This is a genomic window from Vibrio sp. YYF0003, assembly GCF_036350715.1.
Taxonomy (GTDB): domain Bacteria; phylum Pseudomonadota; class Gammaproteobacteria; order Enterobacterales; family Vibrionaceae; genus Vibrio; species Vibrio natriegens.
On the sequence record NZ_JAZDWA010000003.1, the window covers coordinates 202,218 to 217,407 of the forward strand.

11 protein-coding genes are annotated in these 15,190 nt (G+C 41.2%); 5 read left to right on the forward strand and 6 right to left on the reverse strand.

Annotated features, from left to right (window positions below; genetic code table 11):
* Positions 1–152 precede the first annotated feature (152 nt).
* Positions 153–896 carry a hypothetical protein gene (locus V1U08_RS11185; RefSeq protein WP_276454302.1) on the forward strand — a complete coding sequence of 248 codons (744 nt, stop codon included), beginning with the start codon at positions 153–155 and terminating at the stop codon, positions 894–896.
* 855 nt (positions 897–1,751) lie between these two features.
* On the opposite strand, the gene V1U08_RS11190 is transcribed toward V1U08_RS11185, so the two are convergent.
* Together V1U08_RS11190 and V1U08_RS11195 are read right to left on the reverse strand one after the other, a co-directional pair.
* Complete coding sequence (locus tag V1U08_RS11190; RefSeq protein ID WP_065296320.1) at positions 1,752–2,306, reverse strand: porin family protein; 555 nt, start codon at positions 2,304–2,306, stop codon at positions 1,752–1,754.
* A 539-nt stretch (positions 2,307–2,845) separates the two neighbouring features.
* Positions 2,846–3,976, reverse strand: a complete 1,131-nt coding sequence (locus tag V1U08_RS11195) for a flagellin (RefSeq protein WP_330470605.1) — start codon at positions 3,974–3,976, stop codon at positions 2,846–2,848.
* A 315-nt stretch (positions 3,977–4,291) separates the two neighbouring features.
* Between V1U08_RS11195 and V1U08_RS11200 the strand changes: the two genes are divergently transcribed.
* Positions 4,292–5,095 (forward strand): MetQ/NlpA family ABC transporter substrate-binding protein, encoded by an 804-nt coding sequence (locus V1U08_RS11200; protein ID WP_329347082.1) that lies wholly within the window; start codon positions 4,292–4,294, stop codon positions 5,093–5,095.
* A 142-nt stretch (positions 5,096–5,237) separates the two neighbouring features.
* On the opposite strand, the gene V1U08_RS11205 is transcribed toward V1U08_RS11200, so the two are convergent.
* The 3 genes from V1U08_RS11205 to V1U08_RS11215 form a co-directional block, all read right to left on the reverse strand.
* Positions 5,238–5,528, reverse strand: a complete 291-nt coding sequence (locus V1U08_RS11205; RefSeq protein ID WP_014230748.1) for a hypothetical protein — start codon at positions 5,526–5,528, stop codon at positions 5,238–5,240.
* Positions 5,529–5,934: 406 nt separating this feature from the next.
* Positions 5,935–6,642 carry a helix-turn-helix transcriptional regulator gene (locus tag V1U08_RS11210; protein ID WP_330470606.1) on the reverse strand — a complete coding sequence of 236 codons (708 nt, stop codon included), beginning with the start codon at positions 6,640–6,642 and terminating at the stop codon, positions 5,935–5,937.
* A 236-nt stretch (positions 6,643–6,878) separates the two neighbouring features.
* Positions 6,879–7,652 (reverse strand): EAL domain-containing protein, encoded by a 774-nt coding sequence (locus tag V1U08_RS11215; protein WP_330470607.1) that lies wholly within the window; start codon positions 7,650–7,652, stop codon positions 6,879–6,881.
* 379 nt (positions 7,653–8,031) lie between these two features.
* Here V1U08_RS11215 and V1U08_RS11220 point away from each other — a divergent pair, with 379 nt between their 5' ends.
* Positions 8,032–9,081, forward strand: a complete 1,050-nt coding sequence (locus tag V1U08_RS11220) for a DUF4382 domain-containing protein (protein ID WP_330470608.1) — start codon at positions 8,032–8,034, stop codon at positions 9,079–9,081.
* A gap of 71 nt (positions 9,082–9,152) precedes the next feature.
* Here the strand turns inward: V1U08_RS11220 and V1U08_RS11225 are convergent, their stop codons facing one another.
* Positions 9,153–10,511, reverse strand: a complete 1,359-nt coding sequence (locus tag V1U08_RS11225; RefSeq protein WP_330470609.1) for an 8-oxoguanine deaminase — start codon at positions 10,509–10,511, stop codon at positions 9,153–9,155.
* 316 nt (positions 10,512–10,827) lie between these two features.
* On the opposite strand from V1U08_RS11225, the gene V1U08_RS11230 reads away from it, so the two are divergent.
* Both V1U08_RS11230 and V1U08_RS11235 read left to right on the forward strand, forming a co-directional pair.
* Positions 10,828–12,582 (forward strand): lysophospholipid acyltransferase family protein, encoded by a 1,755-nt coding sequence (locus tag V1U08_RS11230; protein WP_330470610.1) that lies wholly within the window; start codon positions 10,828–10,830, stop codon positions 12,580–12,582.
* A 579-nt stretch (positions 12,583–13,161) separates the two neighbouring features.
* The gene (locus V1U08_RS11235; protein WP_330470611.1) at positions 13,162–15,111 is read left to right on the forward strand and encodes a PTS mannitol transporter subunit IICBA; all 1,950 of its coding nucleotides are present in this window, start codon (positions 13,162–13,164) and stop codon (positions 15,109–15,111) included.
* Positions 15,112–15,190: the final 79 nt, after the last annotated feature.

The window sequence follows — 15,190 nt, forward strand, 5'->3', positions numbered from 1 at the left end:
CATTCTAAAGGTACACTACAAAACTAACGTTCGGTAGCTCCTCGAAGCTTTACATTCTAAAGGTACACTACAAAACTAACGTTCGGTAGCTCCTTGATACTGTGTATAATAGACAAAAAAATACTTAACGTAAAGTAGTTATGGAGCTTCGAATGCCTTTAGAGCAGTTGGTTAATGTGATCTCATCCCCTCGTCTATCTTTTTATGAGTCATTCCTGAGCTATACCAAATCGGAATCTAAAGTCGGCGCATATCTGGCTTTTCAATCGATTTCAAGTAGCTTTTTTCCAGTGGTGCAAATGGTTGAAGTTGGGTTGCGAAACTCAATTCATAACATTGCAAAAAAACACTTTAAAGATGATGAGTGGTTTCTAACAAAGCCGATTTCAGAGAAATCCAAAGAGCTAGTTAAATCGGCAGTTAAAAAAGCAAAAAGTGAATGCGGTGATAAATACAGTCCTGATGATGTCGTTTGTCGGCTTACTTTAGGTTTTTGGGTTTATATGTTAGACAGCGAGTACCGTAATACTGCTTCGGATAGTTTCTTATGGTCACCTGATAATAGAAAGGAGGTTTTTTCCAATGCGAAAAACCCTTGGGGTTCTGATTTGACAGTTGCAGCTTTATTTGATGAGTATCATAAGGTACTTCTACTGAGAAATCGATTATTTCACCATGAGCCGATTTGGAAGAAGCATAACTGTAATCATGTAAGTAAAGCTGTCGCCAATGTTAAAAAAGACCATGCATTTTTACTTAAAACACTGAACTATTTATCGCCCGCTAAAGCGGACATTTTGAAGTGTATTGATATTCCAAACAAATTTGACGCTACTTGTACCGTAGAACATGTGAACGGTGTTATAGCTAAAGTTGAAAAAGAACTGACAGCTTAAATGTGAATGAGCGGAAAATAATAGTTTAATGACTTTATTGCTTACAAGGGAACTGCTGAGGATTTAGGATGATATATAGGTTGAGATATTTCGGATAAGTGTTGTGTAAGGTAAATCCACACTAACATATATGGCCGAATGCTTACGCTAGCGCGTTTTGGGGCATAAATGTTTGAGAAATGGCATCGTTCGATTCTACGCTAGTATTTGAAAGAGGTTATTGCACATTTTGATTTAGATGTTCTATATCACTTCGCTTCGGTACAATCCGAAAAAAGGTACAATAGCGGTACAGTCACTAGTTTTGACTAATTTACGCAAACTACGCTAAACTACTGTTTAGTAATTACTTTAACCTATTTTAAATTACGCTAAACTTACCTCGGTTTACCTAGACTTCCTGTATTAGTGGCTAACTCATAATCGATTGGTCCGCAGTTCAAGTCTGCGAGGGGCCACCATATTCCAGAAGGCTCGTAGAGAAATCTACGGGCCTTTGTCTTTTCTGGTCCGGTCTATATCCTGTCCTAAGTCTTGTCCGGTAAGTTCTAACCTTTATAAGAGTCTGCATCAGTAAACACGCCTACTCTACTTTAACCTAAGGACAAAAAATACCAGTACCAAAACAGAATCAGCTTTTGTATGTAAGTTGCGCAAAAAATTGTCCTAGGAGTATTACGGGGACAGTTTCCGGGTTGAATACCATCTCCGTGTTGACGGGCATTTATCGACGTCGATGACGACAACTAGCATGAGAATTTATGTAGTGGGATCTTGGTGGTGTGAGGTCTGGGAAAAGTTTCTGGGCCAACCTAGTGCGGCCAACCCAGCGTTCTAGAGTTGGGGGTAGTTGAGTTAGAAGTAGTAACGAGCACCAGCATAAAAGCCACGTATCGCAATTTCTACGTCATCAATTTCAGTATTTGCGCTTCGATAACCAACATTTAAGCTAACGCTTTCATTGATGTTATATCCACCCTCTACACCAAATTGATAGCCTGTCTCAGATTCTTCAACTGCGTTTGTCTTATCTTTCAGAGTCATTTGACCTAGGCCAACTACACCCGCGATGTAAGTACCATTATTAAAAGTATATTTAGGCTTAAGGTTAGCAAAAATCGCATACCCATCTGCTTTCATCGTTCCTAAAAAATCCACCTCACCAAAATTTTGGTATTCCACTTCGCCAGCAAGTTTAAAAGACTCTTCTAGCTTTGACTCATACCCAACAACGGCATTAAAACCAACGTCATTTGATTCCTCGATTGATACACTACTATTTTCTAGTTCCGTATCATTCGCAAATGCCACGTCAGCTCCTAAGTAAAATCCAGTTTTTGTCCCAGCAACTGCTGCACTACTTATGAAAAAAGACAATACTGCAAAAGAAAATACATTTTTGGTTTTCATTTTTATCTCTAAAATTTGATGATTTTTTATAGCCACATCTAACCATGACATTTTAATTAATAATTACAATGAATTATCGTGCGCCATAATATTCAAAACAGAACTTACAAGCCATGACTCAAATCACACCGACTGAATGATATGCAAAAAGACTCTTAAGCAAATGTTTTTACTAAACGTATTAAACTGGCACAACAAAAAAAGTAACTTAAATCGTACTTATGAAAAAGAAAGTGGGCAAACACACAACCTATGCCTGACCTGAATCTTAAATTCAGTTCGACACATCAGAGAAAAGCGCACCAATAAAAGCTCGTAGAGAAATCTACGGGCCTTTGTCTTTTCTGGTTGTGAACTTTGCCAGGTAAATACCCCGCCCGTCGTATACCAATACCAGCCGTTTAGTAAGCATAAAATCGCACAAGAACAACTAATTCGTTGCTTAGTATTGGTATTCTAAGTTTTCTCATCAATAGATACCCATGTGTATTACAAACACATGAGCAGCCATTGAGATACAGATATCAAGTCACACACTATTAATTCAGCAGGTTCAAAGCTGCATTAGGAATTACTCTGGCTTGAGCTAACATAGATGATGAAGATTGTTGAAGAATTTTAGCTCGAGTCATTTCAGTTGTTTCTTTTGCGAAATCTGTATCAGTACGATTTCCTTTCGAAGCACTAATATTTTCATGCATATTAGTTAAATTAGAGAGCATGCGATCAAATCGATTATGTAGTGCTCCCATATCTGCTTGATGTCCATCCACATAATTCAATGCGGAATCAATGACAGCGACCGCTTCGTGGGCTCCTCCTGTACTGGTTACATCGATGTTCTCAACAATCGACTTGCGGCCATTGTCGAAGTTCAGCTCTTTAGCCAGACATCCAGAAAAACAAACCTCATCTTCTGCAACAGCTGAACCAACAAACATTTGCAGTTCACCACTACCCGATACCGATGCTGTAATAAACTCTTGCTGTCCGTTGATATAAGTTGCAAGCTCTTCAATATCATCTCCAATTTTAGCTTCGATGTTAAGGCTCACATCGTTCCCAGATTTGTCGATGAAATCAATGCTGAGCTTGTGGCCATCTTCCCCGACAACCCAGTCTGCACCTTTGGCTTCTTGTGCAACAAATATCTTTCCACCCATCGATGAAGCGCTAGAGCGCATATCCTTTAGCTCAAGGAGAATCGTTTCATTGTTGGAACCCACTTGAAGTGCTTTCTTACCATATGTGCCATCGAGCAAGTTAATGCCTGCAAAGTTGGCTGAACTCGCGATACTATGAAGCTCATCCTTTAAAGCTTGGACATTTTTTTGAATAGCTTGCCGATCTGCTATTGAGTACGCTCCGTTGGCTGCTTGTAATGATTGGTCTCTCATATCTTGTAGAATATGAGATATTTCTCTCATAGATCCTTCTGCAGTCTGAACTATGGCTACTCCGTCATTAACATTCTTAGCTGCTACATCTAACCCTCGAGTTTGTACATGTAATCGATTCGAAATTTGTAAACCAGCCGCATCATCTTTAGCACTGTTGATCTTTTTTCCCGAAGAAAGTTTAAGTATTGAAGAATTAAAATCTTCAGATGCATCAGCAACGTGACGTCGTGTTGCTAACGCAGCGGTGTTGTTGTGTAGGCTCAATGTCACGCATGGCCCTCCTTTCCATTATTACTGCTTGAAATTATGGAACTAAAGTCTCATTTTAAATATCGACCAAAACCATCTGCACTTTAGTGACTTTATGCATAATTAGTTGAATAATTTAACTTTATTACATTCGTCGCATAAATGATTAACCAACCTTTAAAGACAGATAGCCAACTGGTAGGGGATACGTTAACAGAAGCAAAATTCTCACTGACGGGAGACATTAGTAGGTGACCGAGCGATCAAACGTTGACGGGGTTTATAATTATGATAAATTAGCCGTATAGACGTCCAAAAAATATAAATGGAGTTATTATGGAAAGTTTTAGCCAAATTAAGCAGTTACCTTTTATTCTCATAGCAGCATTGAGCTTAGTGGCATGTGGGCAAAAAGAAGACTCTGTCATTAAGGTTGGAGCAACCGTTGGACCTCATGCACAAGTTGTAGAAGCGGTCGCCAAAGAAGCAGAAAAACAAGGACTTAAAGTAGAGGTGGTTGAGTTTTCCGATTACGTAACACCAAACGCAGCATTGAGTGATGGCAGTATCGACATCAACAGCTATCAGCATCAACCGTTTCTAGATAACTTCAACAACAGCCACAACGCTCACTTAGTCTCTATCGGCCAATCTATTCTGATGCGTATGGGAGTTTACTCAAACAAGTTCCGTTCTCTTGAAGACCTACCTGAGAATGCGCGCATTGCGATCCCGAATGATCCAACCAACGGTGGTCGCGGCCTACTCCTACTTGCTGATGCGGGCTTAATTACATTGAGACCGGGTGTCGGCCATAAAGCGGCGTTGACAGACATTACGGAGAATCCAAAAGCATTTCAGTTCGTTGAAGTTGATGCAGCCCAGTTGCCAAGAACATTAGACGATGTCGATGCGGCAACCATTACGATGAACTATGTGATGTCATCAGGGCTTGATCCTAAAAAACAAGGGATCTATTTAGAATCGAAAGAAGCACCTCTGGCTGTTATGGTTATCGCAACACGCGAAGCAGATAAGAATAAAGAAGAGTACAAGAAGTTTGTATCGATCTATCAGTCTCAGGAGATTCGTGACTTTTTAGATAAAACCTTTAAGGGCACGATTGAGCCTGCATTTTAAGGATTAGAAACAGCATAACGCTTGATAGTACTCTGCCATCACCTTTCGCATAGGTAATGGCAATATTGAAAAAGGCTCGTGGAAACATCCATGAGCCTTTGTGCTTTTTAGATACTGGCCTGAGGTCAATAGCCAACTGCTCTTAAAGATGATCAGCGTATTGACGGCGTTCTGCTTCAAGCTTCATCGCCAAGTAACTTTGCCTAGCGACGACTAGATCTGGGCGATTGATAAGTTTCCAGAGAAAATACGGCGGGATGAAGAAAATAACAAAGTATAAAGACTCATGGAAAAAGACATCAGCAATAGAGTTTTGATGCTCAAAATATGCTGTTAGAGCAAAAACATCCAGCAGTACACCCAATACTCCGAAAACAACACAGACCACAATGGCTAAACCCAATATCTCTCGAAGAAAATATTTGTATATCATGGCACTACTTCCTTTTAGCAGTATGTCTGACCAACATACTCCTCTATCCGAGCCCTTAACTTGATTATAGTCAATTTAGCCTTAATTTAGAGCCACAAGTAATCAACTCATAGCTCACCTTAAATATTAGAAGTGTCAGTAATAATGATGTGGGTGTACGTCAGTATATTGCTTTCCAAACTGATTCTCTGATAGGAACTTGAGCTTTTTTAATTATTGAAAAAAACTTACATTCAAAGTGCCATGATCTTGTTGACTGGTTTTACAATAATCACAAAGTGGTATTTTTGGAGGGTTATGAGGAGATATTTAGGCTAGCGCTCTAATCTAAATAAATCTCCATAAGATTATTAAATAATATGTGCTTTACATTGTTTAGCCAGGAAAAATTAATCACCTACTATTGTTATTTATTCATTGCTAGTATCTTTCGGAATTGCCTGGGACTAAACCCATGAGCTTCTTTAAACTTTTTACAAAAATAAGAAGTGCTATTAAATCCAGATTGCATAGAAATCTCATCGACGCTCAAACTCGTATTCGTTATAAGTACCGTTGCATACTCTAAGCGAGCGTTTGAAATTATCTGACCCATGCTTGTTTGGCTGTTTTTGAGTTTTCTAGTGAGAGTGGATTTAGAGGTGTATGTGAGATTGCAGATATCTTCTAGTGACCATTTCCTTTTTAGATCTTTGTTTATAATTTCATTAATCTTTTTTTCTAAAGGCTCATAGTTACATAGAACTTTATTATTCTTTATTTTATCTAACTTTAGGTTTATTAATTCTATTAGTGTGTTTTTATTCTTTAAATCTAGTATGTTGACCTCAATATAAGCATTGATCAAATTCATAGTCTTTTCTTGCCTACAAGACAAATTCATTCCATCAACATGATAAGTGGTTAAAATTAGATCACTTTTAGATATAGACTTTAATGAAAACCTCACTAAGGCATTAGGTGGAATAAAAATAGCCACATTAGGCTGTACTTTTTTTATCCCTCCATTATAGAAGATTATCCCTTCACCACTGATGCTTATAATATGGCTATTGCGAGTAAATAGAGAACCTTCAATTTTATGACTAAGATTTATTACTCTTTTCCTAATCATTTTTATTCCTGTATATCTTTAATTTATTCTTATTAAAATGATCTGCTGCTAAAGAATAGACTACAAAATGAGATAAAAAGGGTTTTAATTCATTAGCATACAGTAAATTAGAGTCTACAATTATTCGTGCGGTTAAACAATACTAACACACGAACACTCTTAGTTTGGAATCGGTTACACGAGGGGATTACCTAGATGACAAGTGCCAAATCTATCTGATTACACATTCTAAAATGTCAATGATAAGTGTTTGCTTTTGATTTTTTCTTCATTAACTCTGATTCTTGATGATCATCTCGTTCGTTAGTCACCTTTCTTGGTCTAGAGTAAAAATAACCTTGTGCTAAAATATTATATTTTTTAAGATATTCATTCTGGAAGTAAGTCTCGACCCCTTCAATTATTAAACCGTGTTTACAATAAGGCCTTAAAACAAAAATAAGAGACTTTAAACAATCATCATCACCAGAATTGTATAATAAGAATGACCTATCTATTTTAATATAGTCCCATTCAATTAACCCTAAAGATAAGTGAGCCGCTATATTTTCTTCATAATAATCGTCAAGAACGATAAACATACCTAACTTTTGAAGTCGTTTTATATTTTTTAGTATTTTACTATATTTAATAGAAGTGCTTATTTCATTTATTTCTATATGAAATTTATTGTAGATATTTTTATTTATAACTGTCTCTACAAATTCATCATCTTCTAATGCAGATAGATTTAAATTCAAAAAAATACCTTTAGACGTTTTTATATTACTAAAATATTCCATCTGTAGAAGAAAAACAGTTTTAATGAATTCATCGTCAATATTATCGAAGAAGGATTCACTATTTAATGTTTCTCCTGATTCATTAATTACTCTTGAGAGGCATTCGCAATAGATCGTTTCTCCAGATTTAGGGAGGTATATTGGCTGCAATAAAAACTCTAGGGTTACATAGCTATTTTTGTTGCTTATTGTAACGCCACCACACGTTGAATATTCAACAGTAAACATACGCACTCCTACTTTTGCACAGTTTGCAAATATAGTTGAGTTTTTGTTGCAATCCTATAGTTGCGTAATAAATTTAAAAAATATGAGTTTTTTCTTTTATTTAAATTTAATCCGTCAAAAAAATAACATTGTGACGAGAGTAGTAAAGCTATGGATGATTACCTTCAGACTAGTTAATAATGTTCAAAAAAAAAGAAAATTATGACTAAATATTATCGGGCGAGAGAAGATTCAAGACCCAATATAAACCCACCAAATCGCCTTGGTAATGACATTGATTACACTGATAATTTACTCGCTCATCACTCTTTGATGACATTCATTCTCGTTTTTAAGACTACGCTTTGCATTTATCAGCAATGTGAATGAAAGAGGAAATATGAAAAAATACACCTACCCTATCCTCGCGATTTCAGGTGGTCTTTTACTGACTGGCTGTAATGGCGGTGACTCTTCATCCGACACAGAAGCAGCAACTTTTTCTCTTGCGGTTTCAGATGCTCCTGTCGATGATGCAAATAAAGTCGTTTTAGCTTTTGAAGATGTGGTTTTAATCCCGTTTGACCCTGAAACAGGTGATAAGACTGGCGACGCTATCATTATGAACGTCAGCGAAGACGGTGCATTACGTCAAGTAGACCTAATGCAGTATCAAGGTAGTAATGCAGAAACCATCATTAGAGAGCAAACTATCGCACCTGGCGATTATGCGATGTGCTTGTACGCAAAAGATGGCAGACAGCTAAACGACACAACACTTTCTTACGTCGAAAAAACTGACGGCACAGTGAAAGGCCTTGTAGTGAACAGCAAAGGCAGCTGTTATGGAACGAAGCCTGATACCAGCGATCAAGGCCGCCTGAAGTTCTCGCAAAAAGGTCAGTACGTAAAAGTACATACAGGTCATAACAGCTACGTCGTTGAATTTGATCTACGTAAAGGCCTGGCAGATCCAACAGGTCAGGATCATATGAACATGAACTCGAATGCGGTGAGCTTGGTTAACGCATCAGAGGCTGGCCATATTGGCGGTGTAGTTAGCTCCGTACAGTACAACGCGTGTGAAGCAGACAGTGCAAGTTGGAACGCAATTAACGACGTGCCAGCTGTACACTCAGTTTATCTATATGCTGGTGAGATGGATCGCAGCACGATGGGTGACTTAGGTGCGCCAGCAGAATTTAACACACCAGTTGCGATTGCTGATGTAAATGAGACCGAAGATGAACTTGGCAATTTAACGTACGATTACGAGTTTGGTTTTATTGGTCCAGGAACTTACACCATTGGCTACACATGTACTTCATACATTGACAGCCCGGATACCCATGAAACTTCTGAAGACGGTTTCTTAATGTACCAACACTATACGCCTGTAGAAGTGGTTGAGGGTGAACACACAGAACAAGACATCTACCCGATTCTGTAGTTCTCACACTTAGAATAGAGAAAGCCGCTTACTGGTTTGTAAGCGGCTTTTTATTTTTGGTCTGTCAGACATTAACTGGCGGACAGCTCTGCCAGTCGCTTCGCGGCGCGGCTATGACGAACCATCAAGTCCTGTAAATCCACACCGATCACTTCACCATCATGGACCCGCCATTGGCCAGCTACCATCACTCGGTCAGCCTGTTGTGCGCCACATAGCAGTAAAGCCGCCAGCGGATCATGACTCCCTGAGAAGCGAATATCATCCAGCTTAAACATGGCAATGTCAGCCTGATAACCGATGTTTAGTTCTCCAATATCTTGTCGCCCCATCGCAAGAGCAGAACCTTTTGTCGCCCAGCGCAGAGCATCAAAATGCGTTACTTTTGCTGAGCCATACTGAAGGCGTTGCAGGTACATCGCCATGCGGACTTCAGCAATCATATTGGAGCCATCGTTTGAGGCAGAACCATCCACGCCAAGGCCAACTTTCACACCGGCCTGTTCAAGCTCCAAGTTTTTACACATACCAGAGGCCAGCATCATATTGGATGTCGGACAGTGACTGACTCCCACTCCTGCTTTACCTAAGCGCAGAATCTCTTCAGAGTTGAAATGAATACCGTGAGCCAGCCAGGTCCGCTCGTTTAACCAGCCAACATCTTCGAGGTAATCAACCGGACGTAATCCAAATTGCTTGATGCAAAAGTTCTCTTCATCAATGGTTTCACACAAGTGGGTATGCACCATGACATTCTCATCTTGCGCGATTCGTGCTGTCTCTTTCATCAGATCCGTCGTCACCGAAAATGGTGAGCACGGTGCCAGTGCAATTTGGGTCATCGCCCCATCGTGATGATGATGGTACTCGTTAATCAGTCGTTTGCTGTCGTCAATAATCGCTTGCTCGGTTTGAATCGTGTGCCTTGGTGGTAAGCCGCCCTGATCTTCCCCCAGGCTCATGGAGCCACGGGTGAAAATGGCACGCACACCAAGTTGCTGTGCGGCTTCAACCTGCAGATCGATGGCATGTTCCAGACCATTGGGTAATAGATAGTGATGATCCGAAGCGGTCGTGCACCCTGAGCGCATTAGCTCGACTAAAGCCAATTCAGTGGCAACACTCATCATGTCCTGGTCAAGGTTCGCCCACACCGGATAAAGGCTTTTCAGCCAGTGAAACAGCTCTTTATTGAGAGCATCGGGATAAGCGCGAGTCAAAGTTTGATAAAAGTGGTGGTGGGCATTGATTAGCCCTGGAGTGATAACGTGCTGTCTGGCGTTGACTACCGAATCGATTTTGCTGTCAGGCGTGGCATTTAAGGCCACCAGCTCAACAATTTTGTTTCCGCGAATCACCAGACCTCCGCGAGCGTCCTGCTCATTGCCAGTGTAAATCGCGAGTGGATTCTTAATCCAGATTGTTTCCATTCATAAATATCCTTAGCCGTTTCAACCATTGCAGGGGAATCGGACTTGTACCTACACCTTCACGTAGAAGATGTTGAGTGATTTTATTTGATTAATAATACCGATATAACGGCATGTAAATAGCCCAAATAATGAGCCGTAACTACCATAGCATAAGCCCAACTAAATCGGACAAAAATTCCTCACCGACCTCTGAATCTAACCTCAGCGTTCAATAAATCGTCACTCTTTTGTCACCAAAGACTCACTGTTTTGCCGCTGAACTGTCATCTGTAATTCCTACTATCCAGTTAGAAACTTGCACGCTGAGGTAAATATGGATAGCACTACCCCTTTTCGTCTCCCTCGTAAAACGCCATTTGGCATTGGTGAAAATGTCGCTGAGTGGGCAACCGGACTAAGCCGACTCGATAAGTTCTATGCGCAAAGACCCGTTAATGCAGATATTCAAACCTTTTTACGCTTCACGCTGTCGATTTTAGGTATCGATTACCGAATTGCTCATGGCTCACTCGACGCCGTTCCAAAACAAGGCCCTACCGTCATTGTTGCCAACCACCCTCTCGGCTGCGTCGAAGGCGTCATACTGGCAGAGTTACTGCTCATGGTTCGAGATGACATCCAAATCCTGGCGAATCAATACCTTAAAACCGTCCCGGAACTCGACCAGTTATTTATTGGTGTAGATGTGTTTGAAGGTAAGGATGCGGTCAAGTCCAACATGAAAGCACTGCGGGCGGCGAACAGACACCTAGCAAACGGCGGATTGTTGTTAGTTTTCCCTGCGGGTGAAGTATCGCAACTGGTTGACGCTAAGCAGCAGCGTTTAGAAGACAAAGAGTGGAGCCGCAGTGTCAGTAGCCTGATTCGTAAAAATAAGGCGACGACGGTACCCGTATTTATTAACGGACAAAACTCAAAACGCTTCTACATGGCGGGTAAAATTCATCCTTTGCTAAGAACCTTAATGCTGGGAAGAGAGCTGCTCAATAAGAATGCGCAGACGATTGAATTATCGTTTGGACAAGCGATTAAATTTAAAGAGCTGAATAACCTCAGTGATGATCAGGTGGTCAATTATTTGAGGCTCAATACCTACCTGCTTAACCGTGATCCCAGCACTCCTGGGCAAACCACATCGATGAATGCTTTGCTGCCTATTGCGGCAGGGTTACCGATAAGCCAATTACTCGATGAGCTGCACAGCTTACCTCCAGAAGCCAAACTTCTTGAAAGTGGTGAGTTTGAGGTCTACTGCACATCCGCTTATCAGATCCCATCTCTACTGCATGAGATCGGTCGTCTACGTGAATACAACTTTCGTCAGGTGGGCGAAGGCACAGGGCAAGCGATCGATATCGATCATTTCGATCATGATTACCTGCACCTATTTGTCTGGGATCGTGAAAATCAATGTATGGTAGGCGCTTATCGTCTGGGGTTAGTCGATAAATTAATGACAAAACATGGCGTTGAAGGGTTGTACTCCCGCACACTGTTTAACTATGACCAGCGCTTTATCGACAAGATGGGTAAATCGATTGAGATGGGACGCTCGGTGATTGCGGAGCAATACCAAAAGAGCATGAGTGCCCTGCTACTGCTTTGGAAAGGCATTGCAACATTCGTACATAGAAACCCAGAGTATACGCACCTGTTTGGTCCGGTCAGCATAAGTAACGATTACAGCCAAACCGCTCGTCAATTACTGGCTCAGTCCATGACACTGCATCACTACGACAATGCCTGTGCTGAACACGTTACCCCATCCAACCCGCTTCCCGAGACTAACCTGAACTGGAACACCAGCATGCTCACCGCGTTAGGCGATTTGCAGCTGCTGTCTCGTGTGATCGCTCGAATTGATGAAGGCAAAGGGGTTCCTGTTTTACTGCGTCAGTATTTGAGCTTAAACGGCAAACTGGTCTGCTTTAACGTTGATCCTGCCTTTAACAACGCGCTAGACGGATTAATTATGGTGGACTTACGCGACGTGCCAGAAAAGACACTGGCACGATACATGGGGCTGGAAAATACGCGAACATATTTAGCACAACACCTCGATAAATAACTTACCAGAGAAATAGTGCATTGCTGATACAAGTAATGCACTATCCTTTTAATTTGTAAGAAATATAACCGAAATTTTCAGATATTTCTGACATCACACTCATTTGCTCAGTCAATCAGTCACTATGTGCTGATATTGCGCAGCATATCTCGTTACAAAATTTCAAAAAAACCACAACCAGACGCAGGTCACATTTTTACCAACAACCAAACCAAGACAAAATGTGACATTGATCGATCTAAATATTTAATTCGATCCCAGAAATAAATCATAAGTGATTTTGATCACATTATATTTTTAATTCAAATTTGTAATAAGATCGATTTGATCACTAAGATTTTTATTGACAGATTTAAAACCTGCATTTTGTTATTAAGTTACATATCAATAAATTGATCGCCATCACTTAAAAAATGCTTTTTATCTGAAGAAGTGCGGGTGTAGATCACGAAAAGCCCGTTGTCAGTTCTAATTGGAAATTGTGTGATAAATTGATTGGGTACTAAGCAATCAAACAAGCGGTTTTGGCGAACCGTTTACGACAACAATATTCATCAGAACATCGAACGGGGAATTGTTATGATATCACCAGATGCTAAGATCAAGATACAAAATTTTGGTCGCTTTCTGTCTAACATGGTAATGCCTAACATTGGCGCATTTATCGCGTGGGGCTTTATCACTGCACTATTCATCCCAACCGGATGGTTGCCAAATGAGACTTTGGCTTCAATGGTTGGTCCTATGATCACTTACTTGCTGCCACTACTTATCGGTTACACCGGTGGTAAATTAGTCGGCGGCGATCGCGGTGCTGTAGTCGGCGCAATCACCACAATGGGCGTGATTGTCGGTACAGACATCCCTATGTTCATGGGAGCGATGATCGTCGGTCCAATGGGCGGCTTGGCGATTAAAAAATTCGACAACTACATCGATGGCAAAGTGAAAAGTGGCTTTGAGATGTTGGTAAACAACTTCTCTGCAGGCATCATCGGTATGCTGTGTGCCATTCTTGCTTTCTTCCTGATCGGTCCTTTTGTAAAAGTACTTTCTGGTGCTTTAGCAGCAGGCGTAAACTTCCTTGTATCAGCGCACCTTCTACCTCTGACTTCTATTTTTGTTGAGCCAGCGAAGATTCTGTTCCTGAACAACGCAATTAACCACGGCATCTTCTCACCACTGGGCATTCAACAGGCGTCAGAAACAGGTCAATCTATTTTCTTCCTGATTGAAGCAAACCCAGGTCCGGGTCTAGGTATTCTTCTGGCGTACATGGTGTTTGGCAAAGGTACTGCTCGTCAGACTGCTGGTGGTGCTTCTATCATCCACTTCTTTGGTGGTATCCATGAGATTTACTTCCCATACATTCTGATGAACCCACGCCTCATCCTAGCGGCTATCGCAGGTGGTATGACAGGTGTGTTCGTTCTCACTATGTTCAACGCAGGTATCGTTTCTCCAGCGTCTCCAGGTTCTATCTTCGCGGTACTATTGATGACGCAAAAAGGCTCGATCGTTGGTGTTCTAGCCTCTATCGCGGCGGCAGCGGGCGTGTCGTTCACCGTAGCATCTCTGTTAATGAAGACTCAAACATCGACAGAAGAAGACGGCGATAAAGCAGCGCTAGAAAAAGCAACGTCACAAATGAAAGACATGAAATCTGCATCAAAAAACAATGCAGCGGTAAACAGTGAAAGCAAAGGCGACGTAGACCTTGCGACAGTGCAAAGCATTATTGTCGCTTGTGACGCCGGCATGGGCTCCAGCGCGATGGGTGCGAGCATGCTACGCAAGAAAGTTCAGGACGCAGGTCTGAACATCCACGTCACTAACCTTGCTATTAACAATTTATCAGAGAGTGCAGATATCGTGATTACTCATAAAGATTTGACGGATCGTGCACGTAAGCATGCTCCTAACGCACACCACATTTCACTGACTAACTTCCTGGACAGCGAAATGTACAACCAACTCGTCACCAAACTGCTTGCGGCACAAACTTCATCTGCCAATGACGATCAGATGGTAAAAGTATCGGTTCTTGCAGCAAACGACGACAATTTTGAAGAACAGCAACCATCTGTATTCCAGATTCAACGTGAAAACATCCACTTAGGTTTAAGCGCGGCTAACAAAGAAGAAGCGATTCGCTTTGCGGGCAACAAGTTAGTTGAACTTGGCTACGTTGAACCAGAATACGTAGATGCGATGTTTGATCGTGAAGCACTGGTTCCGACTTACCTTGGCGAATCTATCGCGGTGCCACACGGCACGATTGAAGCGAAAGATCGCGTTAAAAAGACTGGCATTGTTATCTGCCAATACCCATCGGGTATCCAATTTACTGAAGACGAAGACGATGTAGCGAAACTGGTTATCGGCATTGCCGCTAAAAATGATGAGCACATCCAAGTTATTACCACCATTACGAACGCACTCGATGAGCCAGAGGCAATTGAGAAGCTAACCAGCACCACGGATGTAGAAGAGATCCTCAACATCCTTGGCCGCGAACAAGCCGCTTAATTACTTCACTTAATTTGCTCCTGAGCAAACAGAGGTCAGCTGTCACCCCCTATGCGGTTGGCCTCCCCCTAGATTCGTT